The sequence below is a fragment of the Pseudomonas sp. H2_D02 genome (assembly GCF_054677635.1).
The window spans coordinates 5,444,317-5,470,356 of record NZ_CP162816.1 but is presented as its reverse complement, the minus strand read 5'-3'; the positions used below and the strand labels follow the sequence as shown (position 1 = coordinate 5,470,356).

The 26,040-nt window shown below is 60.3% G+C and carries 19 protein-coding genes, 4 tRNA genes, 2 pseudogenes and 1 riboswitch; of the genes and pseudogenes, 22 read left to right on the top strand and 3 right to left on the bottom strand.

The window, feature by feature from the left end:
- Positions 1-29 precede the first annotated feature (29 nt).
- The 13 genes and pseudogenes from acs (at position 30) to astE (ending at position 15,212) form a co-directional block, all read left to right on the top strand.
- Positions 30-1,985: an acetate--CoA ligase gene (gene acs, locus AB4N42_RS25095; protein WP_030142462.1), complete on the top strand. Its 1,956-nt coding sequence runs from the start codon at positions 30-32 to the stop codon at positions 1,983-1,985.
- 789 nt (positions 1,986-2,774) lie between these two features.
- Positions 2,775-3,548 (top strand): ABC transporter substrate-binding protein, encoded by a 774-nt coding sequence (locus AB4N42_RS25090; protein ID WP_217861409.1) that lies wholly within the window; start codon positions 2,775-2,777, stop codon positions 3,546-3,548.
- Between the two features lie 90 nt (positions 3,549-3,638).
- A complete protein-coding gene (locus AB4N42_RS25085) occupies positions 3,639-4,328 on the top strand; it encodes an ABC transporter permease (protein ID WP_003178836.1) in 690 nt (229 codons plus the stop codon).
- Positions 4,325-5,023 carry an ABC transporter permease gene (locus AB4N42_RS25080; RefSeq protein WP_030142460.1) on the top strand — a complete coding sequence of 233 codons (699 nt, stop codon included), beginning with the start codon at positions 4,325-4,327 and terminating at the stop codon, positions 5,021-5,023. The genes AB4N42_RS25085 and AB4N42_RS25080 overlap by 4 nt, the downstream gene beginning before the upstream one ends.
- Positions 5,024-5,079: 56 nt before the next feature.
- Positions 5,080-5,844 (top strand): ABC transporter ATP-binding protein, encoded by a 765-nt coding sequence (locus AB4N42_RS25075; protein ID WP_030142459.1) that lies wholly within the window; start codon positions 5,080-5,082, stop codon positions 5,842-5,844.
- A gap of 113 nt (positions 5,845-5,957) precedes the next feature.
- Positions 5,958-6,939 (top strand): annotated as a pseudogene (gene argR / locus AB4N42_RS25070) (transcriptional regulator ArgR).
- Positions 6,940-7,344: 405 nt separating this feature from the next.
- Positions 7,345-8,565, top strand: a complete 1,221-nt coding sequence (locus AB4N42_RS25065) for an aspartate aminotransferase family protein (protein ID WP_460115489.1) — start codon at positions 7,345-7,347, stop codon at positions 8,563-8,565.
- 234 nt (positions 8,566-8,799) lie between these two features.
- Positions 8,800-9,819 carry an arginine/ornithine succinyltransferase subunit alpha gene (gene aruF / locus AB4N42_RS25060; RefSeq protein WP_431145922.1) on the top strand — a complete coding sequence of 340 codons (1,020 nt, stop codon included), beginning with the start codon at positions 8,800-8,802 and terminating at the stop codon, positions 9,817-9,819.
- Between the two features lie 47 nt (positions 9,820-9,866).
- Positions 9,867-10,892: an arginine N-succinyltransferase gene (gene astA / locus AB4N42_RS25055; protein WP_217861412.1), complete on the top strand. Its 1,026-nt coding sequence runs from the start codon at positions 9,867-9,869 to the stop codon at positions 10,890-10,892.
- Positions 10,889-12,358: a succinylglutamate-semialdehyde dehydrogenase gene (astD, locus tag AB4N42_RS25050; RefSeq protein WP_217861970.1), complete on the top strand. Its 1,470-nt coding sequence runs from the start codon at positions 10,889-10,891 to the stop codon at positions 12,356-12,358. Before astA ends, astD begins: the two co-directional genes overlap by 4 nt.
- 130 nt (positions 12,359-12,488) lie before the next feature.
- A complete protein-coding gene (gene astB / locus AB4N42_RS25045) occupies positions 12,489-13,835 on the top strand; it encodes an N-succinylarginine dihydrolase (protein WP_460115488.1) in 1,347 nt (448 codons plus the stop codon).
- Between the two features lie 69 nt (positions 13,836-13,904).
- Positions 13,905-14,192: a hypothetical protein gene (locus AB4N42_RS25040; RefSeq protein ID WP_030142452.1), complete on the top strand. Its 288-nt coding sequence runs from the start codon at positions 13,905-13,907 to the stop codon at positions 14,190-14,192.
- Between the two features lie 12 nt (positions 14,193-14,204).
- Complete coding sequence (gene astE, locus AB4N42_RS25035; protein ID WP_460115487.1) at positions 14,205-15,212, top strand: succinylglutamate desuccinylase; 1,008 nt, start codon at positions 14,205-14,207, stop codon at positions 15,210-15,212.
- A gap of 122 nt (positions 15,213-15,334) precedes the next feature.
- Here the strand turns inward: astE and AB4N42_RS25030 are convergent, their stop codons facing one another.
- The gene (locus AB4N42_RS25030) at positions 15,335-15,844 is read right to left on the bottom strand and encodes a 6,7-dimethyl-8-ribityllumazine synthase (protein ID WP_030142450.1); all 510 of its coding nucleotides are present in this window, start codon (positions 15,842-15,844) and stop codon (positions 15,335-15,337) included.
- A gap of 98 nt (positions 15,845-15,942) precedes the next feature.
- Positions 15,943-16,110, bottom strand: a riboswitch (FMN riboswitch).
- Positions 16,111-16,362: 252 nt separating this feature from the next.
- On the opposite strand from AB4N42_RS25030, the gene ltaE reads away from it, so the two are divergent.
- The 7 genes from ltaE to AB4N42_RS24995 all read left to right on the top strand — a co-directional run bounded on the left by ltaE (position 16,363) and on the right by AB4N42_RS24995 (position 22,322).
- Positions 16,363-17,367 (top strand): low-specificity L-threonine aldolase, encoded by a 1,005-nt coding sequence (gene ltaE, locus AB4N42_RS25025; protein ID WP_334597055.1) that lies wholly within the window; start codon positions 16,363-16,365, stop codon positions 17,365-17,367.
- A gap of 146 nt (positions 17,368-17,513) precedes the next feature.
- On the top strand, positions 17,514-20,135 hold the full coding sequence (gene alaS, locus AB4N42_RS25020; RefSeq protein ID WP_030142448.1) for an alanine--tRNA ligase: 2,622 nt from the start codon (positions 17,514-17,516) through the stop codon (positions 20,133-20,135).
- An 85-nt stretch (positions 20,136-20,220) separates the two neighbouring features.
- On the top strand, positions 20,221-21,462 hold the full coding sequence (locus AB4N42_RS25015) for an aspartate kinase (RefSeq protein ID WP_030142447.1): 1,242 nt from the start codon (positions 20,221-20,223) through the stop codon (positions 21,460-21,462).
- Between the two features lie 185 nt (positions 21,463-21,647).
- Complete coding sequence (gene csrA, locus AB4N42_RS25010) at positions 21,648-21,836, top strand: carbon storage regulator CsrA (RefSeq protein ID WP_003178872.1); 189 nt, start codon at positions 21,648-21,650, stop codon at positions 21,834-21,836.
- A gap of 62 nt (positions 21,837-21,898) precedes the next feature.
- A tRNA-Ser gene (locus tag AB4N42_RS25005) sits at positions 21,899-21,989 on the top strand.
- Between the two features lie 107 nt (positions 21,990-22,096).
- Positions 22,097-22,173: transfer RNA gene (locus tag AB4N42_RS25000), tRNA-Arg, on the top strand.
- Positions 22,174-22,245: 72 nt separating this feature from the next.
- Positions 22,246-22,322, top strand: a tRNA-Arg gene (locus tag AB4N42_RS24995).
- A gap of 19 nt (positions 22,323-22,341) precedes the next feature.
- Here the strand turns inward: AB4N42_RS24995 and AB4N42_RS24990 are convergent.
- Positions 22,342-22,855: pseudogene (locus AB4N42_RS24990) on the bottom strand (cell envelope protein SmpA).
- A 323-nt stretch (positions 22,856-23,178) separates the two neighbouring features.
- On the opposite strand from AB4N42_RS24990, the gene mgtE reads away from it, so the two are divergent.
- On the top strand, positions 23,179-24,621 hold the full coding sequence (gene mgtE / locus AB4N42_RS24985; RefSeq protein WP_030142446.1) for a magnesium transporter: 1,443 nt from the start codon (positions 23,179-23,181) through the stop codon (positions 24,619-24,621).
- Positions 24,622-24,743: 122 nt separating this feature from the next.
- On the opposite strand, the gene AB4N42_RS24980 is transcribed toward mgtE, so the two are convergent.
- Entirely contained in the window at positions 24,744-25,070 is a 327-nt protein-coding gene (locus AB4N42_RS24980; protein ID WP_030142445.1) for an Arc family DNA-binding protein, read from the bottom strand.
- Positions 25,071-25,595: 525 nt separating this feature from the next.
- On the opposite strand from AB4N42_RS24980, the gene AB4N42_RS24975 reads away from it, so the two are divergent.
- Positions 25,596-25,672: transfer RNA gene (locus tag AB4N42_RS24975), tRNA-Arg, on the top strand.
- The last annotated feature ends 368 nt before the right edge of the window (positions 25,673-26,040 follow it).

Below are 26,040 nucleotides of genomic sequence, written 5' to 3'. Positions count from 1 at the left end.
AAACAACTATTGTCACCGAGGTAAGAAAGATGAGTGCGGCTTCTGTGTATCCCGTTCGTCCCGAGGTTGCGGCCAACACGCTGACTGACGAGGCGACCTACAAGGCCATGTACCAGCAGTCGGTCGTCAACCCCGATGGCTTCTGGCGCGAGCAGGCCAAGCGCCTCGATTGGATCAAGCCTTTCACCACGGTGAAGCAGACTTCTTTCGACGATCACCATGTCGACATCAAATGGTTTGCCGACGGCACCTTGAACGTGTCCTACAACTGCCTCGACCGTCATCTGGCCGAGCGCGGTGATCAAATTGCGATCATCTGGGAAGGCGATGACCCATCCGAGAGCCGCAACATCACCTATCGCGAGCTGCATGAAGAAGTCTGCAAGTTCGCCAACGCCCTGCGCGGCCAGGACGTACACCGCGGCGACGTGGTGACCATCTACATGCCGATGATCCCCGAGGCCGTGGTCGCGATGCTGGCCTGTACCCGCATCGGTGCGATTCACTCGGTGGTGTTCGGTGGTTTTTCCCCTGAAGCCTTGGCCGGTCGGATCATCGACTGCAAATCCAAAGTGGTGATCACTGCTGACGAAGGCATTCGCGCCGGCAAGAAGATCCCGCTCAAGGCCAACGTCGATGACGCGCTGACCAACCCGGAAACCAGCAGCATCCAGAAGGTCATCGTGTGCAAGCGCACGGCGGGCAACATCAAGTGGAACCAGCACCGCGACATCTGGTACGAAGACCTGATGAAGGTGGCCGGTACCGTTTGCGCGCCGAAGGAAATGGGCGCCGAAGAAGCGCTGTTCATCCTCTACACCTCCGGTTCCACCGGCAAGCCCAAGGGCGTGCAGCACACCACTGCCGGTTACTTGCTGTACGCGGCGCTGACCCATGAGCGTGTGTTCGACTACAAGCCGGGCGAGGTCTACTGGTGCACCGCCGACGTGGGTTGGGTCACCGGTCACAGCTACATCGTCTACGGCCCGTTGGCCAATGGCGCGACCACGCTGCTGTTCGAAGGCGTGCCGAACTACCCGGACATCACCCGCGTGGCCAAGGTTGTCGACAAGCATAAGGTCAGCATCCTCTACACCGCGCCGACCGCGATCCGCGCGATGATGGCCTCGGGCACTGCCGCTGTCGAAGGCGCCGACGGCAGCAGCCTGCGCCTGCTGGGTTCGGTGGGTGAGCCGATCAACCCGGAAGCCTGGGACTGGTACTACAAGAATGTCGGCAAGGAGCGTTGCCCGATCGTCGATACCTGGTGGCAGACCGAGACCGGTGGCGTGTTGATCAGCCCGCTGCCAGGCGCCACGGCGTTGAAACCGGGTTCCGCAACCCGCCCATTCTTCGGTGTAGTGCCGGCGCTGGTGGACAACCTCGGCAACCTGATCGAAGGCGCCGCCGAAGGCAACCTGGTGATCCTCGACTCGTGGCCGGGCCAGGCGCGTACGCTGTACGGCGACCATGACCGTTTTGTCGACACCTACTTCAAGACCTTCAGTGGCATGTACTTCACGGGTGACGGTGCCCGTCGCGACGAGGACGGCTACTACTGGATCACCGGTCGAGTGGACGATGTGCTCAACGTGTCCGGCCACCGCATGGGTACGGCCGAGATCGAAAGCGCGATGGTTGCCCACCCGAAAGTCGCCGAAGCGGCGGTGGTGGGCGTGCCGCACGACATCAAGGGGCAGGGCATCTATGTCTACGTCACCCTCAATGCCGGCGAAGAAACCAGCGAAGCCTTGCGCCTGGAATTGAAGAACTGGGTGCGCAAGGAGATCGGTCCGATTGCTTCGCCGGACGTGATCCAGTGGGCACCGGGGCTGCCGAAAACCCGCTCCGGCAAGATCATGCGCCGCATCCTGCGCAAGATCGCTACCGCGGAATACGACGGGTTGGGTGATATCTCCACCCTGGCCGACCCGGGTGTGGTGGCGCACCTGATCGAGACGCACAAGACCATGAACGTTGCCTGACGGTCGCGTGTAACACTGAAAAGCCCCGCCCGGCGTTTGCCGGGCGGGGCTTTTTTATATAGGCCTGCGGCGCTCACTTTTGTGGCGAGGGGATTTATCCCCGTTGGGCTGCGAAGCAGCCCCAAGGCAGTCAACTCAATTTGTCTGGCACACCGAGTTGCCTGGCTTTAGGGCCGCTTCGCAGCCCAGCGGGGATAAATCCCCTCGCCACAGGTTCGTTGTAGAACGACCCCGGTGCCTGGCTTTTGGGGCTGCTTCGCAGCCCAGCGGGAGCAAGCTCCCTCGCCACAGGGGCTGGCGTTTGGCTGACAGGTGGGTGAATAAATATCGGCGTTCAATGTAGGACGCGTCTGAACGTTACCGGTGTTTCGAAATGTGTAACCAAAGGCGCCACAACGGGGCGATGTGAAACGCCAAGCCCCGTTGCAGGGCGTTTTCAAGCGTTTCGAAAAACAAGCCGACACGCTGTGCTTGCCGGATTAGAAGGGTTTGCGAATAATGGGCCCGCTATTTGCAGCGATGATTGGTTCCCTTTCTGTTGCTCTTGCATGAATTTGCGAGACTGTCAATGTGCTCGAACAGCTTTCTCGGTGCTTCTGTAATTTGTTGTCGCATTGAAGAAATATCGACTTCGGGCCTGTCGTTAGAATGCCGATCACTCGCTCGTCGTGACCTGCGTTGACTAAAATGCGCGCTTGTCGGACGCAGCACCAAAGTTCGTTTCACCCATTCGCATATTGGGCTGTTGCTCACTCTGCCGTTTTTGCCCTTTACCGATGGAGTCCCAAGATGAAGAAACTTGTGCTGCTTGGCGCCCTGGCACTGTCCGTGCTGTCCCTGCCAACCTTCGCTGACGAGAAGCCCCTGAAGATCGGTATCGAAGCGGCTTACCCTCCGTTTGCCTCCAAGGCTCCGGATGGCAGTATCGTCGGTTTCGACTACGACATCGGCAACGCGCTGTGCGAAGAGATGAAGGTCAAGTGCGTGTGGGTCGAGCAAGAGTTCGATGGCCTGATCCCGGCGCTGAAGGTGCGCAAGATCGACGCGATCCTGTCGTCCATGTCGATCACTGAAGATCGCAAGAAGTCCGTGGACTTCACCAACAAGTACTACAACACCCCGGCCCGTCTGGTGATGAAGGCCGGCACCCAGGTCAGCGACAGCCTGGCCGAGCTCAAGGGCAAGAACATTGGCGTGCAGCGCGGTTCGATCCATGAGCGATTCGCCCGCGAAGTCCTGGCCCCGCTGGGCGCCGAGATCAAGCCGTACGGCTCGCAGAACGAAATCTACCTGGACGTCTCCGCCGGCCGCCTCGACGGCACCGTGGCAGACGCTACGCTGTTGGATGACGGTTTCCTCAAGACCGACGCCGGCAAGGGCTTTGCGTTCGTCGGCCCGGCCTTCACTGACGTCAAGTACTTTGGCGACGGCGTCGGTATCGCGGTTCGCAAGGGCGATGCGCTGAAAGACAAGATCAACACGGCCATTGCCGCCATTCGCGAGAACGGCAAGTACAAGCAAATCCAGGACAAGTACTTCGCCTTCGATATCTACGGCAAGTAACCACGTCCCGCCACTGCGGCGAAATGGCGCAAGCAACAGGATCTCTGCGGTTTGCGCCATTTTTTCATCCCATTTTCGAGGACCTGAATCATGTTGAAAGGCTACGGGGCTGTCATCCTCGATGGCGCATGGTTGACGCTTCAGCTCGCCTTGTCGTCCATGGCCCTGGCCATCGTCCTGGGGCTGATCGGTGTTGCCTTGCGCCTCTCGCCGGTGCGTTGGCTGGCGTGGCTGGGCGACCTGTATTCAACGGTTATCCGCGGCATTCCCGACCTGGTGCTGATCCTGCTGATTTTCTACGGCGGCCAGGACCTGCTCAACCGCGTCGCGCCGATGCTTGGCTATGACGACTACATCGACCTGAACCCGCTGGCGGCCGGTATCGGTACCCTGGGCTTCATTTTCGGTGCCTACCTGTCGGAAACGTTCCGCGGTGCTTTCATGGCGATCCCCAAGGGGCAGGCCGAGGCGGGCATGGCGTACGGCATGAACGGCTTCCAGGTGTTCTTCCGGGTGCTGGTGCCGCAGATGATTCGCCTGGCGATTCCGGGCTTCACCAACAACTGGTTGGTGTTGACCAAGGCCACCGCGTTGATTTCGGTGGTGGGCCTGCAAGACATGATGTTCAAGGCCAAGCAGGCGGCGGATGCTACTCGCGAGCCTTTCACCTTCTTCCTCGCGGTGGCGGCGATGTACCTGGTGATCACCAGCGTCTCGTTGCTGGCATTGCGTCACCTTGAGAAGCGCTACTCGGTAGGCGTAAGGGCGGCTGATCTATGATCTTCGACTACAACGTCATCTACGAAGCCTTGCCGCTGTACTTCAGTGGCTTGCTGACCACCCTCAAATTGTTGGCTTTGTCGCTGTTCTTCGGCCTGTTGGCGGCGCTGCCCCTGGGGCTGATGCGGGTGTCGAAACAGCCGATCGTCAACATGACGGCCTGGCTCTACACCTATGTGATCCGCGGCACGCCGATGCTGGTGCAGCTGTTCCTGATCTACTACGGGCTTGCGCAGTTCGCCATCGTGCGCGAGAGCTTCCTCTGGCCATGGCTGTCCAGCGCAACGTTCTGCGCCTGCCTGGCGTTCGCCATCAACACCAGCGCCTACACCGCTGAAATCATCGCCGGCAGCCTGCGGGCCACGCCCAATGGTGAGATCGAAGCAGCCAAGGCCATGGGCATGTCGCGCTACAAGCTGTATCGCCGGATCCTGTTGCCGTCGGCCCTGCGCCGGGCACTGCCGCAGTACAGCAACGAAGTGATCATGATGTTGCAGACCACCAGTCTCGCGTCCATCGTGACCCTGATCGACATTACCGGTGCCGCGCGCACGGTGAACGCGCAGTATTACTTGCCGTTCGAGGCCTACATCACCGCCGGTGTGTTCTACCTGTGCCTGACCTTCATCCTGGTGCGCCTGTTCAAGCTGGCCGAGCGCCGCTGGCTGGGTTACCTGGCGCCGCGCAAGCACTGATAACGCATCGATCCGATCGACTGCTCAACGACTGACGTTTTGTGAGAACCGACCGCATGTACAAGCTTGAAGTCCAAGACCTGCATAAACGCTATGGCAGTCACGAAGTGCTCAAGGGCGTGTCCCTGAAAGCCGCGGCTGGCGATGTGATCAGCATCATCGGCTCCAGTGGTTCCGGCAAGAGTACTTTCCTGCGTTGCATCAACCTGCTTGAGCAACCCCACGCTGGCAAGATCCTGCTCAACAACGAAGAGTTGAAACTGGTCGCCGGCAAGGACGGCGCGATGAAGGCTTCGGACCCCAAGCAACTGCAGCGCATGCGTTCGCGGTTGTCGATGGTGTTCCAGCATTTCAACCTGTGGTCTCACATGACCGCGCTGGAAAACATCATCGAAGCGCCGGTCCATGTGCTGGGCGTGCCCAAGGCCGAAGCCCGCGAGAAGGCCGAGCACTACCTGAACAAGGTCGGCGTGGCCCATCGCAAGGATGCCTACCCAGGCCACATGTCCGGCGGCGAGCAGCAACGCGTGGCGATCGCCCGTGCGCTGGCAATGGAGCCTGAGGTGATGCTGTTCGATGAGCCGACTTCGGCCCTTGATCCGGAATTGGTCGGCGATGTGCTCAAGGTCATGCAAGCCCTGGCCCTGGAAGGCCGGACCATGGTGGTGGTGACCCACGAAATGGGCTTTGCCCGTGAAGTGTCGAACCAGTTGGTGTTCCTGCACAAAGGCATCGTCGAAGAAAGTGGCAACCCGCGCGAAGTGCTGGTCAATCCGCAATCGGAGCGCCTGCAGCAATTCCTGTCGGGCAGCCTCAAGTAATCGCTCCCGTTACGCACCTGATTTGGGTCATGCTGCGCACCGCGCGCCAGATGGTCTAATTTGGTTGCAGCCGCTTTTGGCTTTAACACTGTTTTCGCTTCGGATCGCCCGCCATGACTGCCCATCGAATAGGTTTCCTGATTTGGCCCAGCACTAAAGCCTTGACGCTGGCGCTGGCCGAGGAGGCCTTGCGTGTCGCTCAGCGAGTGCATCCGGACGTGGTCTACGAGCTGTCGTTTCTTCAAGCCGAGCCTCCGACCGAGGGCGCCTGGCAACTGCCGGGCGAACCGTGGGCGGGCAAGCTCGAAGGTTTGCAGAAACTGTTCCTGGTGGCCGATGAGCCGCCGACTGCGCTGGCTTCGCCGCTGAGCAGTGCGCTTAAACAATTGGTGCGGGCCGGTTGCGTCATTGGTGGTTTGTCCGCTCGGCGTCTATCCACTGGCCCAGTTGGGTTTGCTCGATGGCTATCGGGCTGCCGTGCACTGGCGCTGGCAGGATGATTTCTCCGAGCGCTTCCCCAAAGTCATCGCCACCAGTCATCTGTTTGACTGGGATCGCGATCGCCTGAGTGCCTGCGGCGGAATGTCGGTGCTCGATTTGCTGTTGGCGGTTCTGGCCCGTGACCACGGTGCCGAATTGGCCGGCGCGGTGTCGGAAGAACTGGTGGTCGAGCGCATTCGCGAGGGCGGTGAGCGCCAGCGCATTCCGTTGCAGAATCGCTTGGGGTCCAGCCATCCGAAGCTCACCCAGGCCGTGCTGCTGATGGAGGCCAATATCGAGGAGCCGCTGACCACCGACGAAATCGCCCAGCATGTGTGCGTGTCCCGTCGGCAGCTGGAGCGGATCTTCAAGCAGTACCTCAATCGTGTGCCGAGCCAGTATTACCTGGAACTGCGCCTGAACAAGGCGCGGCAGATGTTGATGCAGACCAGCAAGTCCATCATCCAGATCGGCCTGTCCTGCGGTTTCTCTTCCGGCCCTCATTTTTCCAGCGCCTATCGCAACTTCTTTGGTGCCACGCCGCGAGAAGACCGTAACCAGCGGCGTAGCAGCAGCCCGTTCGAATTGTCCTCGGTGCCGTCCGAACGGGGCTAAAGCTGGCGCAACCCCTTATATGGGTAGTGCATGTAACCCTGTGGCGAGGGGATTTATCCCCGCTGGGCTGCGAAGCAGCCCCAAGACAGCCAACCCAATCTATCTGGCACACCGAGCAGCCTGGCTTTAGGGGGCGCTTCGCACCCCAGCGGGGATAAATCCCCTCGCCACAAGGTGTGTTTTGCATGGCCGAGGGAAATGTAGATGCAGGGACCTCAAATACACCGGCAACGTTTAAACTGCGCCTTTGCGACGCTATTTGTCGCATTGCCGTAAACCCGCGAAAAACGTGGGTTGGCGCTATAAGAAGTTGTCGCTTGGCGGCAAGGCCGGGCTGAAAACTGTCCTTACAATCCTTACCAAGCCCGCCAGTTCCAGGTGGGTGTTCCTCTTCAGGAGACTCCGATGTCCGTTGAGCAAGCCGCGGTACAACGCGCCGATTTCGACCAGGTGATGGTTCCCAACTATGCACCTGCTGCCTTCATCCCTGTGCGTGGTGCCGGTTCCCGCGTGTGGGACCAGTCCGGTCGCGAGCTGATCGATTTTGCTGGCGGTATCGCAGTCAACGTGCTGGGCCATGCCCACCCGGTTCTGGTCGGAGCCTTGACCGAACAGGCCAACAAGCTGTGGCACGTATCGAACGTTTTCACCAATGAGCCGGCCTTGCGCCTGGCCCATAAGCTGGTCGACGCGACCTTCGCCGAGCGTGCGTTCTTCTGCAACTCCGGTGCCGAAGCCAACGAGGCCGCTTTCAAGCTGGCCCGTCGCGTCGCGTTCGATCGTTTTGGCAGCGAAAAATACGAAATCATCGCTGCGCTCAATAGCTTCCACGGTCGCACGCTGTTCACCGTCAACGTCGGCGGGCAGTCGAAGTACTCCGACGGTTTCGGTCCTAAAATCACCGGCATCACCCACGTTCCTTACAACGACCTGGCCGCTTTGAAAGCGGCGGTCTCGGACAAGACCTGCGCCGTGGTGCTGGAACCGATCCAGGGCGAGGGTGGTGTGTTGCCGGCCGAATTGGCTTACCTGCAAGGCGCCCGCGAACTGTGCGATACGCACAACGCGCTGCTGGTGTTCGACGAAGTGCAGACCGGCATGGGCCGCAGCGGCCACTTGTTCGCCTACATGCATTACGGCGTGGTCCCGGACATCCTCACCAGCGCCAAGAGCCTGGGCGGTGGTTTCCCGATCGCGGCGATGCTCACCACCGAAGCACTGGCCAAGCACCTCGTCGTCGGCACCCATGGCACCACCTACGGCGGCAACCCGCTGGCCTGCGCGGTGGCCGAGGCGGTGATCGACGTGGTCAACACGCCTGAGGTGCTCAATGGCGTCAAGGCCAAGCACGACAAGTTCAAGACCCGCCTGGAGCAGATCGGCGTGAAGTACGGCCTGTTTACCCAGGTGCGTGGCCTGGGCCTGCTGATCGGTTGCGTGCTGAACGACGCCTGGAAGGGCAAGGCCAAGGACATCTTCAATGCCGCCGAACAGGAAGGCCTGATGATCCTGCAAGCCGGCCCGGACGTGATTCGTTTCGCCCCGAGCCTGGTGGTGGAAGACGCCGACATCGACGCCGGCCTGGACCGCTTCGAACGGGCTGCGGCGAAGTTGACCCAAGCCTGAGGCTGGACCGAATCCCTTGTGGGAGCGAGCTTGCTCGCGATGGCGGCGGATGAGCCAGTATCAATGTGACTGATACACCGCTATCGCGAGCAAGCTCGCTCCCACAGGAGTCTTGCAGCGGCTGAGAAATCGAAGACCGCCGCAGATTTGATAGATGCCTGGGTGTTCGTTTAGTTTTTTTCTGTGTATCGACCCAATGGTCGAACCGTTTATTTCAAGTTAAGGAGTGACACCATGCTGGTGATGCGCCCCGCGCAAATGGCTGATCTGGGCGAGGTACAGCGTCTGGCTGCGGACAGCCCGATCGGTGTCACTTCCTTGCCGGATGACGTGGAACGCCTGAGCGATAAGATCGCCGCAAGCGAAGCCTCGTTCGCCGCCGAAGTCAGTTTCAACGGCGAAGAGAGCTATTTCTTTGTCCTCGAAGACACCGCTACCGGCAAGTTGGTGGGCTGTTCGGCCATCGTTGCGTCGGCGGGATACTCCGAGCCGTTCTACAGCTTTCGCAACGAGACCTTCGTCCATGCGTCCCGCGAGCTGAAGATCCATAACAAGATCCACGTACTCTCCCAGTGCCACGACCTGACCGGCAACAGCCTGTTGACGAGTTTCTACGTCGTGCCGGAACTGGTCGGGTCGCCTTGGGCCGAACTCAATTCCCGTGGGCGCCTGCTGTTCGTCGCCAGCCATCCGGAGCGCTTTGCCGATTCGGTGGTGACCGAGATCGTTGGCTACAGCGATGAAAATGGTGACTCGCCGTTCTGGGACGCCATCGGTCGCAACTTCTTCGACCTCAACTACGCCGCCGCCGAGCGTCTGTGCGGGCTGAAAAGCCGGACCTTCCTCGCCGAGCTGATGCCGCATTACCCAATCTACGTGCCGCTGTTGCCCGATGCCGCCCAGGAAGCCATGGGCCAGGTCCATCCACGTGCACAGATCACCTTCGATATCCTGATGCGCGAGGGTTTCGAGACCGATCACTACATCGACATTTTTGACGGTGGCCCGACCTTGCATGCTCGCGTCTCGGGGATCCGCTCGATCGCCCAGAGCCGCGTGGTGCCGGTCAAGATCGGCGAAACCGTCAAGGGCGCCGGTCGCCAATACCTGGTGGCCAACGCCCAATTGCAGGACTACCGCGCCGTGCTGCTCGACCTCGACTACGCGCCAGGCAAGCCTGTGACGCTGGACATGGAAGCAGCCGAAGCCCTGGGCGTCGGTGAAAGCGCCAGCGTGCGCCTGGTGGCGGTTTAACAGCAGTGTTTCGCGGGTGGCGTGAGCGGCCCGTCTGAGGAGATAGCATGATCGTTCGTCCCGTACGCAGCAGCGATTTACCCGCTCTGATCGCCCTGGCCCGCAGCACCGGCACCGGCCTGACCACCTTGCCGGCCAACGAAGAGCGCCTGGCCCATCGGGTTGGCTGGGCCGAGAAGACGTTTCGCGGCGAAGCCGGGCGTGGTGACGCGGACTACCTGTTCGTGCTCGAAGACGATGACGGTCGCGTGGTGGGTATTTCCGCCATAGCTGGCGCCGTGGGGTTGCGTGAGCCTTGGTACAACTTCCGGGTCGGCCTGACGGTCAGTGCTTCCCAGGAACTGAACATCTACCGGGAAATCCCGACGCTGTTCCTGGCCAACGACCTGACGGGCAATTCCGAGTTGTGCTCGTTGTTCCTCCATGCGGACTACCGCAACGGCCTCAATGGCCGGATGTTGGCCAAGGCGCGGATGCTGTTCATCGCCGAGTTCCCGCAGCTTTTCGGCAACAAGATCATTGCCGAAATGCGTGGCATGTCCGACGAAAATGGCCGCTCGCCGTTCTGGGAAAGCCTGGGCCGGCATTTCTTCAAGATGGAATTCAGCCAGGCCGATTACCTGACCGGCGTGGGCAACAAGGCGTTCATTGCCGAACTGATGCCCAAGTTTCCGCTGTACACCTGCTTCCTGTCGGAGGACGCCCGGGCCGTGATTGGCCAGGTTCATCCCGACACCGAGCCGGCGCTGTCGATGCTCAAGAGCGAAGGCTTCAGCTACCAGGGCTACGTCGACATCTTCGATGCCGGCCCGGCCGTCGAATGCGAGACTGGCAAGATCCGTGCGATCCGCGACAGCCAGGCGCTGGTGCTGGCCGTCGGCACGCCGGGCGATGACGCCACGCCATTCCTCATCCATAACCGCAAATGCCAGGACTGCCGCATCACGGCGGCGCCGGCGCGCTTTGCCGCGGGCACCCTGGTGGTCGATCCGCTGACCGCCAAACGTCTTCAACTCAACGCTGGCGACCAGGTGCGTGCCGTGGCGTTGTCCGCTGCTCGGGAGTCGAAATAATGAAATCGTTGTACATCGCTGGAAGTTGGCTGGAAGGCCAGGGCGACGCCTTCGAGTCGTTGAATCCGGTGACCCAGCAAGTGCTGTGGTCTGGAAGAGGCGCCACGGCGGCCCAGGTGGAATCCGCCGTGCAGGCTGCGCGCCAGGCGTTCCCGGACTGGGCTCGGCGCCCGCTGGACGAACGTATCCAGGTACTGGAAGCATTTGCCGGCACCCTGAAGACTCACGCTGACGAATTGGCCCGCTGCATCGGTGAGGAAACCGGCAAGCCACTGTGGGAAGCGGCCACCGAAGTCACCAGCATGATCAACAAGGTCGCCATTTCGGTGCAGAGCTACCGCGAGCGTACCGGCGAAAAGAGCGGGCCCCTGGGCGACGCCACCGCCGTGCTGCGCCACAAGCCCCACGGCGTGGTGGCGGTGTTCGGCCCTTACAACTTCCCCGGCCATTTGCCCAACGGCCACATTGTGCCGGCGCTGCTGGCGGGTAACTGCGTGTTGTTCAAGCCCAGCGAGTTGACGCCGAAAGTCGCCGAGCTGACGGTCAAGTGCTGGGCCGAAGCGGGCCTGCCGGCGGGTGTGCTGAACCTGCTGCAAGGCGCGCGTGAAACCGGTATTGCCCTGGCGGCGGAGCCGGGCATCGACGGGCTGTTCTTCACCGGGTCCAGCCGTACCGGCAACCTGTTGCACCAACAGTTCTCCGGTCGTCCGGACAAGATCCTCGCGCTGGAGATGGGCGGCAACAATCCGCTGGTGGTGGATGAAGTGGCCGATGTCGATGCGGCGGTGTACACCATCATCCAGTCTGCGTTCATCTCCGCCGGCCAGCGCTGCACGTGCGCACGCCGCCTGCTGGTGCCGGAAGGCCCGTGGGGCGATGCCTTGCTGGCGCGCCTGGTGCAAGTCAGCTCGACCATTGAGGTTGGGCCGTTTGACCAGCAACCGGCGCCGTTCATGGGCTCGGTGGTTTCCCTGGCCGCCGCGAAAGCCTTGATGGATGCGCAGAATCATTTGCTGGGCAAGGGGGCCGTGCCGCTGCTGTCCATGACCCAGCCACAATCCCAGGCGGCGTTGTTGACGCCGGGGATCCTCGATGTCACCGCCGTGGCCGAGCGCCCCGACGAGGAATTGTTCGGGCCGTTGCTGCAGGTTATACGTTACAAAGATTTCGCCGGCGCGATCGCCGAAGCCAACAATACTCAATATGGCCTGGCCGCCGGCTTGCTCTCGGACTCTCAGGAGCGCTACGAGCAGTTCTGGTTGCAAAGCCGTGCGGGCATCGTCAACTGGAACAAGCAACTGACCGGCGCCGCCAGCAGCGCGCCGTTCGGCGGTGTCGGCGCCTCGGGGAACCATCGCGCCAGCGCTTATTACGCGGCGGATTATTGCGCGTATCCGGTGGCTTCGTTGGAGACGCCGAGCCTGGTCATGCCTGTGAGCCTGACGCCTGGCATAAAAATGGTTTAAGCCCTAATCGCGAGCAAGCTCGCTCCTACAAGGACAGTGCAAGGCCCTGTGGGAGCGAGCCTGCTCGCGAAGACCGCGCTGCGGTCTTAACTGATGCCTATAAAAAACAGATTCTCGTGGAGCCTCGCTGATGAAATCCTATGAAGTCAACTTTGACGGTCTAGTGGGGCCGACCCATAACTACGGCGGGCTCTCCTACGGCAACGTCGCCTCCCAGAGCAACAGCCAGCAATGCTCCAACCCCAAGGAAGCGGCGCTGCAGGGCCTGGCGAAGATGAAAGCGCTGATGAACATGGGGTTCAAGCAAGGTGTGCTGGCGCCACAGGAACGTCCGGACGTGGCGGCCTTGCGCCGCTTGGGCTTTGCCGGCAGCGACGCGCAGGTCATCCAGCAGGCCGCGAAAGAAGCGATGCCGCTGCTGGTCGCCAGTTGCTCGGCGTCGAGCATGTGGGTCGCCAACGCCGCCACCGTCAGCCCGAGCGCCGACACGGCTGACGGCCGCGTGCATTTCACCGCCGCCAACCTCAACTGCAAATACCACCGCAGCATCGAGCATCCGACCACCAGTCGCGTGTTGGGGGCGATGTTCGCCAACCAGCAACACTTCGCGCACCACGCCGCGCTGCCAGCCGTGGCGCAATTCGGTGACGAAGGTGCAGCCAACCACACGCGTTTCTGCCGCGCGTATGGCGAGGCTGGCGTCGAGTTCTTCGTGTTCGGCCGCAGTGCGTTCGACAGTCGTTTCCCGTCGCCACAGAAGTACCCGGCGCGCCAGACCCTCGAAGCCTCCCGCGCCGTCGCTCGCCTGCATGGCTTGAGTGAGGAGGGCGTCGTGTACGCCCAGCAGAACCCGGCGGTGATCGACCAGGGCGTTTTCCACAACGACGTGATCGCGGTGGGCAACGGCGAGGTGCTGTTCTACCACGAGGATGCATTCCTCGAGACCGAGAAGATGCTGGCCGAGCTGAGCGACAAACTCGCCAAGGTCGGTGGGAAATTTCAATCGGTGTGCGTACCGCGTTCGGCGGTCACCGTCGATGACGCGGTCCGTTCCTACCTGTTCAACAGCCAATTGCTGTCGCGTCCCGACGGCTCGATGCTGTTGATCGTGCCGGAAGAATGCCGTAGCAATGAACGCGTCTGGCAATACCTGCAAGGCCTGACAAGCTCTGGCGGCATCATCCGTGAGGTGCAGGTCTTCGACCTCAAGCAAAGCATGCAGAACGGTGGCGGCCCGGCTTGCCTGCGGTTGCGCGTGGCGCTGAACGAAACCGAGCTGGCGGCCGTCAACCCAGGGGTTATCATGACCGCGCCGCTGTACGATTCGCTGACCCAATGGGTCGAGACTCACTACCGCGACCGCATGACCGAAAACGACCTGGCGGACCCGCAATTGCTGCTGGAATGCCGGTCGGCCCTGGATGAGCTGACACAAATCCTTAAACTTGGCTCGGTCTATCCTTTCCAGATCAATTGAAAGCGCGCGCGACCTGACTACAGTCAAAGCAGGGCGCGTTGCCTTATCCCCAGACGAGAATGTAAAAACATGAGCGATACCCTGCAGCTGATCCTTGAAGACACCGACGGCACCCAACTGGAAACTTCCTGCACCCGTGTCGCGGTGATGTGGCAAGGCAAGGAGCTGTGGATCCAGCAGGACGGCCGCGGCCAACTGCTGATCGGCGTCGATGTCGAGGAAGGGGACGAGGAATACGCCAACCTGCTGTTGCGCCCATTGGCGACCAACCTGGTCAGCCTGCAGCTGGAAATGGAGCCGGCTGACATGAGCGATGACGACCATGTCCATGGCCCGGATTGCGGCCACGACCATTAAGGAAATCGCACTATGCTCGCCCTCGGCAAACTGCTTGAACTGACCCTCGCCGGCCGTGAACCGGCGGAGAAGACTCAACTGACTGTCGAAGGCGTACGGATGCGCTGGTTGAGCGAGGGCGCGCTGGAGGTCAAGCCGCCCGAGGCACGGGATAACGGCCTGGACCTGCTGCTCTCGGCCGGTATCCACGGTAACGAAACCGCGCCGATCGAATTGCTCGATCGCCTGCTGCATGACATCGCCCGTGGCGACCTGAAGCCACGGGCACGCATCCTGTTCCTGTTCGGCAATCCCGAGGCGATCCGGCGCGGCGAGCGTTTTGTCGAGCAGGACGTCAATCGCCTGTTCAATGGTCGCCATGAGCTGAGCGGCGGCCCCGAGGCGTTGCGCGCCTGTGAGCTGGAACGGCTGGCCGCGAGTTTCTTCAGCGTGCCGGACCGCAGCCGCTTGCATTACGACCTGCACACCGCCATCCGCGGCTCGAAGATCGAGCAGTTCGCCCTCTATCCATGGAAAGAAGGTCGCCAGCATTCACGCCGTGAACTGGCGCGCCTGCGTGCTGCGGGGATGGAGGCGGTGTTGCTGCAGAACAAGCCGTCCATCGTGTTCAGCGCTTATACCTACGATCAGCTCGGTGCCGAGTCCTTCACCCTGGAGTTGGGCAAGGCCCGGCCATTCGGCCAGAACGACGGCGTCAATGTCAGCCAGCTGGAAACGCGCCTGCAACAGATCATCGAAGGCAACGAGCCGGAGATGGAAGACAGCCTCGACGGCCTGCAACTGTTCAGCGTCGCGCGGGAAATCATCAAGCACAGCGACAGCTTCCGCCTGAACCTGCCGACGGACATCGAGAACTTCTCCGAGCTTGAAAAAGGCTACGTGCTGGCCGAAGACATCGCCCATACGCGCTGGGTGATCGAAGAAGAGGGCGCGCGGATCATCTTCCCGAATCCCAAGGTGAAGAATGGCTTGCGGGCTGGCATCCTGATCGTGCCGGCAACCGACGAAAACCTGATCTAAAGCCCCATCATTCCAGTGTGGGAGCGGGCTTGCTCGCGAATGCGGAGTGTCAGACAACTTATTTGTTAACTGACACACCGCATTCGCGAGCAAGCTCGCTCCCACAGGTTCTTTAGCGGCTTTTAAACCGCTACCGCCCGCTGCTCACTGCGACGCAGCGCCCGGGTCTTGTGCAGCGTATCGGCGCAGGTCTTCGCCGCTTCCTGGCCCTTGTGCACGAAATGCTCGAAGAAGAACTTCTGATGTTCTTCCCCAGCATGGAAGTGATGCGGCGTCAGCACGACCGAGAACACCGGCACTTCGGTTTCCAACTGCACCTGCATAAGGCCGCTGATCACCGATTGGGCGACGAACTCGTGGCGGTAGATGCCGCCGTCTACTACCAGGCCGGCCGCGACGATGCCGGCGTAGCGGCCGGATTTGGCCAGCAGTTTGGCGTGCAGCGGAATCTCAAAGGCACCGCCGACTTCGAAGAAGTCGATGTCACTTTCCTGATAGCCCTGGCTGATCATCTCGGCGACAAAGCCTTTGCGGCTCTGGTCGACGATTTCCTTGTGCCAGCAGGCCTGGATGAACGCGACGCGCTCGCCCGGATGGTTTTTGGTCTTGCTGTCGATTGCGGTGGGTTGCATGTTCTGGTTCCTGTTTGTGTGAAAAACAGGGCGTCATGAATCGAAGGGGATTCGAGGGTACGCCGCGCACAGAGTCGCAGTCGGCCCTTGGGTGTCAATCCCGTTCTCTCTTCATCCGGACTATGACCGTCGGCCCCGGGATCACACCGGGTCTGCTGACCTTGTCGCTGCACCGCAAAAGCCGTGTAGTGCCAAGCGCTCGCGGGCTATGCGCATTGCGCGCAATTACCGCCGGTGGGGAATTGCACCCCGCCCTGAGAACGTTTTGCCGACACGGCATGTGACGGCGGAGAATTTTTAACACATAAACTACTGTGGGAGCGAGCTTGCTCGCGATAGCGGTGGTTCAGCTTGCATCGATGCAGGATGTACTGCCGCCATCGCGAGCAAGCTCGCTCCCACAGGGATTTGGATAATCTGTTGGGTTAGTGTGGTCCTGGGCTTGATTATTCTTCGCCATGCCCGCAGTAATTGCCCTCCGAAAGGGAATTCCCCCACCAGAACCCGAGGCCAGATTCATGAGTGTTATCGATCTTCGCAGCGACACGGTCACCCAACCCACAGCCGGTATGCTGGATACCATGGCCAGCGCGCCGACCGGCGACGATGTGTATGGCGAAGATCCGACCGTTAATCGCCTCGAAGCCGAGCTGGCCCAACGACTGGGTTTTGCCGAGGCGTTGTTCGTGCCCACGGGCACCATGAGCAACCTGCTGGGGTTGATGGCCCATTGTGAGCGCGGCGACGAATACATCGTTGGCCAGCAGGCCCACACCTACAAATACGAGGGTGGCGGTGCGGCGGTGCTCGGCTCGATCCAGCCTCAGCCTCTCGAAGTGCAGGCGGATGGCTCCCTGGATCTCGCGCACGTCGCGGCGGCGATCAAGCCCGACGACTTTCACTTTGCCCGTACCCGGCTGCTGGCATTGGAAAATACGATGCAAGGCAAGGTCCTGCCGCTGGAATACCTGGCCCGGGCTCGGCGCTTCACGCGGGAACATGGCCTGGCCCTGCACCTGGACGGCGCGCGGGTGTATAACGCAGCCGTCAAATTGAATGTCGATGCGCGAGAAATCACCCAGCATTTCGATTCGGTGTCGGTGTGCCTTTCCAAGGGCCTGGGCGCTCCGGTGGGCTCGGTCCTGTGCGGTACGACCGAACTGATCGGCAAGGCACGCCGGCTGCGCAAGATGGTCGGTGGCGGCATGCGTCAGGCCGGGATCCTTGCGGCGGCGGGGCTGTATGCCCTGGAGCATAACGTCCAGCGCCTGGCGGATGACCACGCCAATGCCCAGCGGCTCGCCGAGGGCTTGCGGGCGGCGGGCTACGAGGTCGAGCCGGTGCAGACCAACATGGTCTATGTGCAAATGGGCGAGCGGGCCGAGGCGATCAAGGCGTTTGCCGGTGAGCGGGGCGTCAAGCTCAGCGCGGCGTCGCGCCTGCGAATGGTGACGCACATGGACGTCAGCGCGGCGCAAATTGATCAGGTAGTCGCCACTTTCGTCGAATTTTCCCGCCAATGACCCGCCAACCGCGCCAATTGACAGTTTCTATCGCATAAACACGCTGTACCCCACGCAAAGGGCCGATATAATGCGGCCCTTTGCCGTTGCTTCGTCTGTTGACGTTATGCACAGGCCTTTGGCCGCAGCCTCCGTGGAAGAACCTAATGAAAAGCGCAGAAATCCGTGAAGCCTTCCTTCGCTTCTTCGAAGAGCAAGGCCACACCCGAGTAGCCTCCAGCTCTTTGATTCCGGGCAACGACCCGACCCTGCTGTTCACCAACGCGGGGATGAACCAGTTCAAGGACTGCTTCCTGGGCCAGGAAAAACGTGCCTACACCCGTGCGGTGAGCAGCCAGAAATGCGTGCGCGCCGGCGGCAAGCACAACGACCTGGAAAACGTCGGCTATACCGCTCGTCACCACACCTTCTTCGAAATGCTGGGCAACTTCAGCTTCGGTGACTATTTCAAGCGCGACGCCATTACCTTCGCCTGGACGTTCCTGACGTCTGACAAGTGGCTGAACCTGCCCAAGGAAAAACTCTGGGTAACGGTCTACGCGACTGACGATGAAGCCTACGACATCTGGACCAAGGAAGTTGGCGTCCCGGCTGAGCGCATGGTGCGCATCGGCGACAACAAGGGCGCGCCTTACGCCTCCGACAACTTCTGGACCATGGGCGACACCGGCCCGTGCGGCCCTTGCACCGAGATCTTCTACGACCACGGCGCCGACATCTGGGGCGGCCCACCCGGCTCGCCGGAAGAAGACGGCGACCGTTACATCGAGATCTGGAACAACGTCTTCATGCAGTTCAACCGCACCGCCGATGGCGTGTTGCATCCGCTGCCAGCGCCGTCTGTGGACACCGGCATGGGCCTGGAGCGGATCAGTGCGGTGCTGCAGCACGTCCATTCCAACTACGAAATCGACCTGTTCCAGAGCCTGCTGACCGCGTCGGCCAAGGCCATCGGTTGCACCAACGACAACCAGGCTTCGCTGAAAGTCGTGGCCGACCACATCCGCTCCTGCGGCTTCCTGATCGCCGACGGCGTGCTGCCGTCCAACGAGGGTCGCGGCTACGTGCTGCGCCGGATCATCCGTCGCGCCTGCCGTCACGGCAACAAACTGGGCGCCAAGGGCAGCTTCTTCTATCAGATCGTCGGGGCACTGGTGGCCGAGATGGGCGAAGCCTTCCCGGAACTCAAGTCCCAGCAAGCGCACATCGAGCGCGTGCTCAAGGCTGAAGAAGAGCAATTCGCCAAGACCCTGGAGCAAGGCCTGAAGATCCTCGAACAGGACCTGGCCGAACTCAAGGGCAACGTGGTCCCTGGCGACGTGGTGTTCAAGCTGTACGACACCTACGGCTTCCCGATGGACCTGACCGGCGACATCGCCCGCGAACGCAACCTGACCCTCGACGAGGAAGGTTTCGAGCGCGAGATGGAAGCCCAGCGTGTGCGTGCACGCTCCGCGAGCTCCTTCGGCATGGACTACAACAGCCTGGTCAAGGTTGACGTGGCCACCGAATTCACCGGCTACAGCGCAACCACCGGTTCGGCCAAGATCGTCGCCATCTATAAGGACGGCCAGTCGGTCGACATCCTGAGCGAAGGCCAGGAAGGCGTCATCGTGCTGGACAAGACCCCGTTCTACGCCGAGTCCGGCGGCCAGATCGGCGACTGCGGCTACCTGCAGGCCGGCAACTCGCGCTTCGACGTGCGTGACACCACCAAGACCGGCGGCGCGTTCCTGCACCACGGCGTGCTGGCCTCCGGCAGCCTGATGATCGCTGCCCCGGTGGCGGCCCATGTCGATGCCGAGGTTCGTCACGCGACGTCGCTGAACCACTCCGCCACGCACTTGCTGCACGCAGCCTTGCGTCAGGTGCTGGGTGAGCACGTCCAGCAGAAAGGTTCGTTGGTGGACAGCCAGCGCCTGCGTTTCGACTTCAGCCACTTCGAAGCCATCAAGCCTGAACAACTCAAGGCGCTGGAAGACATCGTCAACGCCGAGATTCGCAAGAACTCCCCGGTAGAGACCGAAGAAACCGACATCGAGACCGCCAAGCGCAAGGGCGCGATGGCGCTGTTTGGCGAGAAGTACGGCGACAGCGTGCGCGTGCTGAGCATGGGCGACTTCTCCGTTGAACTGTGTGGTGGCATCCACGCCAATCGCACCGGCGACATCGGCCTGCTGAAGATCGTCAGCGAAGGCGGCGTGGCCTCCGGCGTGCGGCGTATCGAGGCGGTCACTGGCGCTGCGGCGCTGGCGTATCTCAATGCGGCGGAAGAACAACTCAAGGAAGCGGCAAGCCTGATCAAGGGCAGCCGTGACAACCTGATCGACAAGCTGTCGGCTGTGCTGGAGCGCAACCGCCTGCTGGAAAAGCAACTCGAGCAGTTGCAGGCCAAGGCTGCCAGCGCCGCGGGCGACGATCTGTCGGCCCAGGCGGTGGACGTCAAGGGCGTCAAAGTGCTGGCCGCGCGTCTCGACGGCCAGGATGGCAAGGCGCTGCTGGCGCTGGTCGATCAACTGAAAAACAAACTCGGCCGCGCAGTGATCCTGCTCGGCGGTGTCCATGAGGAAAAGGTCGTTCTCGTCGCAGGCGTGACCAAAGACCTGACTGGCCAACTCAAAGCCGGTGATTTGATGAAGCAGGCCGCTGCAGCAGTGGGCGGGAAGGGCGGTGGTCGTCCGGACATGGCGCAAGGCGGCGGTACCGACGCCGGCGCATTGGACGCGGCACTGGCCCAGACCGTTGCATTTGTAGAGCAGGGTATTTAAGACGGCGCTCCGGGCTCGCCAAGGTGGGCCCGGCCGCTGTTGATTGATTATTTGGGCGCCCTTCATGGGCAGAGGCGGCTTTGAAATGGCTTTGATCGTACAGAAATTTGGAGGCACCTCGGTCGGCACCGTCGAGAGAATCGAACAAGTCGCCGACAAGGTTAAGAAATTCCGTGAAGCGGGCGACGACCTGGTGGTCGTGCTGTCGGCCATGAGCGGCGAGACCAACCGTCTGATCGATCTGGCCAAGCAAATCAGCGGCGACCAGCAACCGGTTCCCCGCGAGCTGGACGTGATCGTTTCCACCGGCGAGCAGGTGACCATCGCCTTGCTGGCCATGGCGCTGATCAAGCGTGGCGTGCCGGCGGTGTCCTACACCGGCAACCAGGTTCGGATCCTGACGGACAGTGCGCACAACAAAGCGCGTATCCTGCAGATCGATGACCAGAAGATTCGCGGCGACCTGAAGGCCGGTCGCGTCGTGGTGGTCGCCGGCTTCCAGGGCGTGGACGAACACGGCAACATCACCACCCTCGGCCGTGGTGGTTCCGATACCACGGGCGTGGCGCTGGCGGCGGCCCTCAAGGCTGACGAGTGCCAGATCTACACCGATGTCGATGGCGTCTACACCACCGATCCACGGGTCGTGCCCGTGGCTCAACGCCTGGACAAGATTACCTTCGAAGAGATGCTGGAAATGGCCAGCCTCGGTTCCAAGGTATTGCAGATCCGTGCGGTTGAATTCGCTGGCAAGTACAACGTTCCGCTGCGCGTCCTGCACAGCTTCAAGGAGGGTCCGGGCACCCTCATTACTATTGATGAAGAGGAATCCATGGAACAGCCGATCATTTCCGGCATCGCTTTCAACCGCGATGAAGCCAAGCTGACCATCCGTGGCGTGCCAGACACCCCCGGCGTGGCGTTCAAGATTCTCGGCCCGATCAGTGCCGCCAATATCGAAGTCGACATGATCGTGCAGAACGTCGCGCACGATAACACCACCGACTTCACTTTCACCGTGCACCGCAACGACTATCAGTCCGCCGAAGCCGTGTTGAAGAAAACGGCCGGCGAGATCGGTGCCCGCGAAGTGGTTGGCGACACCAAGATCGCCAAGGTCTCGATTGTCGGTGTCGGCATGCGTTCCCACGCAGGAGTGGCCAGCCGCATGTTCGAATCCCTGGCCAAGGAAAGCATCAATATCCAGATGATCTCCACGTCGGAAATCAAGGTTTCCGTGGTGATCGAAGAGAAGTACCTGGAGCTGGCCGTGCGCGCCCTGCACACGGCGTTTGAACTCGACGCTGCGGCCCGACAGGGCGAGTAAGGCGTTGCCTTGAGGGCGCGGTTTTTACCGCGCCCTTTGTTTTTCTGAATGGCGTGTCCCAAAACTGTTCTTTTGCGCGCGCTGGTCAATACTAGGCCTGTAGGCTGCGACCGTTTCGGTTGTAGGTCCCATGCCTTTTTTTTGCAGACGGTTGTCCCTTAAGTGAATTGCGTGAGGAGAAAGGTATGCTGATTCTGACCCGTCGGTGTGCAGAAAGCCTGATTATTGGCGATGGCGAAATCACCGTGACCGTGCTCGGCGTCAAAGGAAACCAAGTGCGTATCGGCGTCAACGCCCCGAAAGAGGTCGCTGTGCACCGCGAGGAAATTTACCTGCGTATCAAGAAAGAGAAGGACGACGAACCAAGCCATTAATTTTTATCGATTTTTATGTTTGCAAACGGGGATGAAGGTGGTTAATATACGCCCCGTGTTGCGGAGAGCTGGCCGAGTGGCCGAAGGCGCTCCCCTGCTAAGGGAGTACACCTCAAAAGGGTGTCGGGGGTTCGAATCCCCCGTTCTCCGCCATTATTCGTTTAGTGCGCTGTAATCTGGCTTGATCGGTAAGTGTTTGAAATTACTGAAAAAAGCGCTTTACAAAAAGATTTGGCGACCTATAATGCGCGGCAACAAATGCACTCGTAGCTCAGCTGGATAGAGTACTCGGCTACGAACCGAGCGGTCACAGGTTCGAATCCTGTCGAGTGCACCATTTAAGAGTTGCTTGCAGCAATGCAAATAACTTGGCTTCAACCAGTTGTGATCTGGTATAAAACCACAACTTGCACTCGTAGCTCAGCTGGATAGAGTACTCGGCTACGAACCGAGCGGTCACAGGTTCGAATCCTGTCGAGTGCACCAAACACCAAAAAGCCTGCGTTTAACGCGGGCTTTTTGCTGTCTGCGATTCAGGTTTTCACACATCCTTTCTCATCAAATACCACCTCTGCACTGCGACCCTTCTTGGTTTTGTAGGTATACCGCGTGCTCGAATTCCGCACCTTGATCGTGTCGGGCTTGCCAAGCGCGCTCTCGACGTCTTGCTGGCTCATGCCAGCGATGATCCGACGGTTGATGATCGCTTCGCGGCGCTGGCCGGCGCTGATCAGGTTCCCGCAGCGGTCTTCGAGGCGACCGACGATGGTCGGTTCCCTGCGCCTGGTTTTGTTGCTGGATGTTTGATGGCTCTCGGCTTCGGGCAGCATCGGCTCGATGTAGCCTGGGTTGAACGAATGGATCGGTTGCAGCGTCAGGGTTTCTCCCGGGCCGCAGCTCAAGGTCGTGAAGGTGACCTGTCCATCGAGATCTTCGCAGCGATGCACAACGTGGTCAGCAGCCCAGAGCGGCAGGCAGGGCAGGGCGTAGAGCCAAAATAGACAGCGAAATCCAGGCATCCTGGCGTCCCTCCTTGACGGTGAATAGAGCAAGGGTAGCTGCTGCACTTTTGCCAGGCGGTGTGTTTTCTTTTCAGAATAAGTCGTCGTAGATACGGAGGTTCAGCCTGTGTTCAGGTTTGTCTCGCAAGCGCTTGTTCTTGCCATGATTTTTTAACGTTTTACAGCGCCAAGCGGTGTATGATTGCGCCCGTCAGCCCCGCCGGGGCTTTGGAATATCTTCATGGACTTACCCAGTAGTTACTCAACAGCTTGTTTTGCCAATCATGAATTAACTGATTGATCCTTCCGGCGTGCTCCACTGCTGGGAGTGGAGTTCGCCTATGACTGAAATCGAAGTAAAAAAAACGCAGGAAAGCCTTCAGGATCGCCTCGCTCAAGTCGTTGAGCTGCTGCATCGCCAGCGGGTCGTGGAAGACCTGACGCATCGCCAGGAAGGGCCGCATCATGACCGGGTCGAGAATCTGGTCCACCGGCAGAACCTCGTCGAGTTGCAACGCAAGCTCGATGACCTGCACTCCGCCGACGTCGCCTACATTCTTGAAGCCTTGCCGCTGGAAGAGCGCCTGACGGTCTGGCAACTGGTCCAGGCTGATCGCGACGGCGACATCTTGCTTGAGGTGTCCGACTCGGTTCGTGAGACCCTGATCGCCGACATGGATGATCATGAGCTTCTCGCTGCGGCCAAGGAAATGGACGCCGACGAACTCGCCGACCTTGCCCCCGAATTGCCCCGCGACGTTGTCCATGAACTGATGGAAGCCCTCGATGGCCAGCAGCGCGAGCGTGTGCGCTCGGCGTTGTCCTACGACGAGGAGCAGGTCGGTGCGCTGATGGACTTCGAGATGGTGACGATCCGTGAGGACGTCAGCCTTGAAGTGGTCTTGCGCTACCTGCGTCGTCTGAAGGAGCTGCCGGGGCATACCGACAAACTCTTCGTCGTCGATTATGACGGCGTGCTCAAGGGCGTACTGCCCATCAAGCGCCTGCTGGTCAACGACCCGGAAAAGCAAGTGGCCGAGGTGATGGCCAGCGATCCCGTGAGCTTTCACCCTGACGAGAATGCCTACGATGCGGCGCAGGCGTTCGAGCGCTACGACTTGATCTCGGCGCCGGTGGTGGACAAGAACGGCAAGCTGATCGGCCGTCTCACCATCGACGAAATGGTTGACCTGATTCGTGAGGAAAGCGAAAGCGAAGTCCTCAGCATGGCGGGTCTACGGGAAGAAGAAGACATTTTTGCTTCTGTCTGGAAATCCCTGCGTAACCGCTGGGCCTGGCTGGCGATCAACCTGATCACGGCGTTTGTCGCATCGCGAGTCATCGGCCTGTTCGAAGGCTCCATCGAGAAGCTGGTAGCGCTGGCGGCGTTGATGCCTATCGTTGCCGGCATCGGCGGTAACTCCGGCAACCAGACCATCACCATGATCGTTCGCGCCATGGCGCTGGACCAGGTCAGTACGGGTAACACGTCGCGGTTGATGCGCAAGGAACTGGCGGTGGCCTTGATCAACGGCGTCATTTGGGGCGGCGTGATTGGCGTTGTGGCCTATCTGCTTTATGGAAGCTGGTCGTTGGGCGTGGTCATGACTGCTGCGATGACCCTCAATCTGTTGTTGGCAGCATTGATGGGGGTACTTATTCCCATGACGCTGGCTCGCCTGGGTCGCGACCCGGCGATGGGGGCCAGCGTGATGATCACCGCCATGACCGACAGCGGCGGGTTCTTTATCTTCCTGGGCTTGGCGACGATCTTCCTGCTCTGAATGGCTTATCAAGAAGCCCGCCCTGCCGCGCGGGCTTTTTTCTGGGCGATTGCTTTTCACCGCGGCCATATTTCGGGCAAAAAAAAGCCAGCACGAGGCTGGCTTTAATATCTTGGACGCGATCAGGACGCGTCTGCGGCCATTTCGGCGTCGTGGGCGATCAGCGAAACAAGGGCGTTCTGCTGACGATGGGAAAGTTGTCGGAAGCGTTGAAGCAACTCGCGCTCATGCAGCGAAAGCTCCGGGCTGTCCAGGCGCATGCTCAGCTCTTCGCCCAATGCACCTTCCTGAATCAGGCTTTGCTCCAGGCGCGCAATGATTTCGGAGTTCATGCTGCGGTGATGATTACGAGCCACCTCGGCAATGCGTTCGCGCATTCCGTCTGGCAGACGTACGACGAACTTGTCAGCCGTACGGCTGGAATAAATTGGCTTTGTCATTGGGCGCATATTTATTAACCGGTTAGTTCAGGGGAGCGGTTCTCGGGATTGGCCGCAGGATGTCGATAGGACAAGGCGCGCAGCCAAATGTTCAACCTGAATTGTTATGAGGCCCGCATCATGCCTCAAAATTGCCAGATCATTGGCGCCAATTCTGTGACAAATTCTGATCCGGGTAAAGGCGTTATGCCAGCACCTTTCATCAAAAAATGCGGACTGGTTTGAAAAAACCGTCAGGTTCCGCATTTGTGACCACTGCATCGTGTCGTTGTGCCATACCGTTGGGCGGATAACCGGTGCGGAACAAGACGGCTGCTTTCCTTGTTACGTATAGGATAGTGGCAATTGGCCGATTTACTAGATCGACAAGCCTGGGACAGATGAGCGGCGGCAGGAGTCACGGGCTATTCGCTTGACGAGACGGTGGGCCGTACCATTTGCCTACACTTAATAGGCGGGGATGCATGACAAAAGCGGGGCTGGCCGTTAACATGCTCGCCGTCCAACGCACCGCGTTTCTCGTGGTCGTCCCGTGTCTCAGTAGCTCAATTGGATAGAGCATCCCCCTCCTAAGGGGAAGGTTGGCAGTTCGAACCTGCCCTGGGACACCATATTATTCGAGGCTTCTAGCGATTTCAAACCATGAATAAAATATTCATGGGTGCAGGGCGGGTGCAGTCACTTGCCCCTGATCGGTGATCGGAGAAGGTTTTTGCTCAACCCTACCCCTGGAAGGGAAGCGAGCATCATGTCTATTCATTCAGAGTTGGTCGCAGTAGAGCCCATTTTGAAGCCAGCCCCATAATTTTTAGGCTGCAAAGAGCGTACTGGTAGCATTCGCTTCCCCGTCGTAGCTCCAAATACCTGTCGCGTTCGGCAATCCAATCGCAGGCGACAGGTCATCTGCATGACTCCCCATGGCCTAACAAAGGTCATAGAGGGCTGACCGATGGAATCACGAGATAACTATTCACATCTC

Coding starts and splice junctions, on each gene's coding strand:
- AB4N42_RS25080 (WP_030142460.1), top strand. CDS start 4,325: ATGATCTTCGACTACAACGTCATCTACGAAGCCTTGCCGCTGTACTTC.
- aruF (WP_431145922.1), top strand. CDS start 8,800: ATGCTGGTGATGCGCCCCGCGCAAATGGCTGATCTGGGCGAGGTACAG.
- AB4N42_RS25065 (WP_460115489.1), top strand. CDS start 7,345: ATGTCCGTTGAGCAAGCCGCGGTACAACGCGCCGATTTCGACCAGGTG.
- ltaE (WP_334597055.1), top strand. CDS start 16,363: ATGAGTGTTATCGATCTTCGCAGCGACACGGTCACCCAACCCACAGCC.
- astE (WP_460115487.1), top strand. CDS start 14,205: ATGCTCGCCCTCGGCAAACTGCTTGAACTGACCCTCGCCGGCCGTGAA.
- AB4N42_RS25040 (WP_030142452.1), top strand. CDS start 13,905: ATGAGCGATACCCTGCAGCTGATCCTTGAAGACACCGACGGCACCCAA.
- AB4N42_RS25085 (WP_003178836.1), top strand. CDS start 3,639: ATGTTGAAAGGCTACGGGGCTGTCATCCTCGATGGCGCATGGTTGACG.
- AB4N42_RS25015 (WP_030142447.1), top strand. CDS start 20,221: ATGGCTTTGATCGTACAGAAATTTGGAGGCACCTCGGTCGGCACCGTC.
- csrA (WP_003178872.1), top strand. CDS start 21,648: ATGCTGATTCTGACCCGTCGGTGTGCAGAAAGCCTGATTATTGGCGAT.
- AB4N42_RS25030 (WP_030142450.1), bottom strand. CDS start 15,844: ATGCAACCCACCGCAATCGACAGCAAGACCAAAAACCATCCGGGCGAG.
- mgtE (WP_030142446.1), top strand. CDS start 23,179: ATGACTGAAATCGAAGTAAAAAAAACGCAGGAAAGCCTTCAGGATCGC.
- astB (WP_460115488.1), top strand. CDS start 12,489: ATGAAATCCTATGAAGTCAACTTTGACGGTCTAGTGGGGCCGACCCAT.
- astA (WP_217861412.1), top strand. CDS start 9,867: ATGATCGTTCGTCCCGTACGCAGCAGCGATTTACCCGCTCTGATCGCC.
- AB4N42_RS25090 (WP_217861409.1), top strand. CDS start 2,775: ATGAAGAAACTTGTGCTGCTTGGCGCCCTGGCACTGTCCGTGCTGTCC.
- alaS (WP_030142448.1), top strand. CDS start 17,514: ATGAAAAGCGCAGAAATCCGTGAAGCCTTCCTTCGCTTCTTCGAAGAG.
- AB4N42_RS24980 (WP_030142445.1), bottom strand. CDS start 25,070: ATGCGCCCAATGACAAAGCCAATTTATTCCAGCCGTACGGCTGACAAG.
- acs (WP_030142462.1), top strand. CDS start 30: ATGAGTGCGGCTTCTGTGTATCCCGTTCGTCCCGAGGTTGCGGCCAAC.
- AB4N42_RS25075 (WP_030142459.1), top strand. CDS start 5,080: ATGTACAAGCTTGAAGTCCAAGACCTGCATAAACGCTATGGCAGTCAC.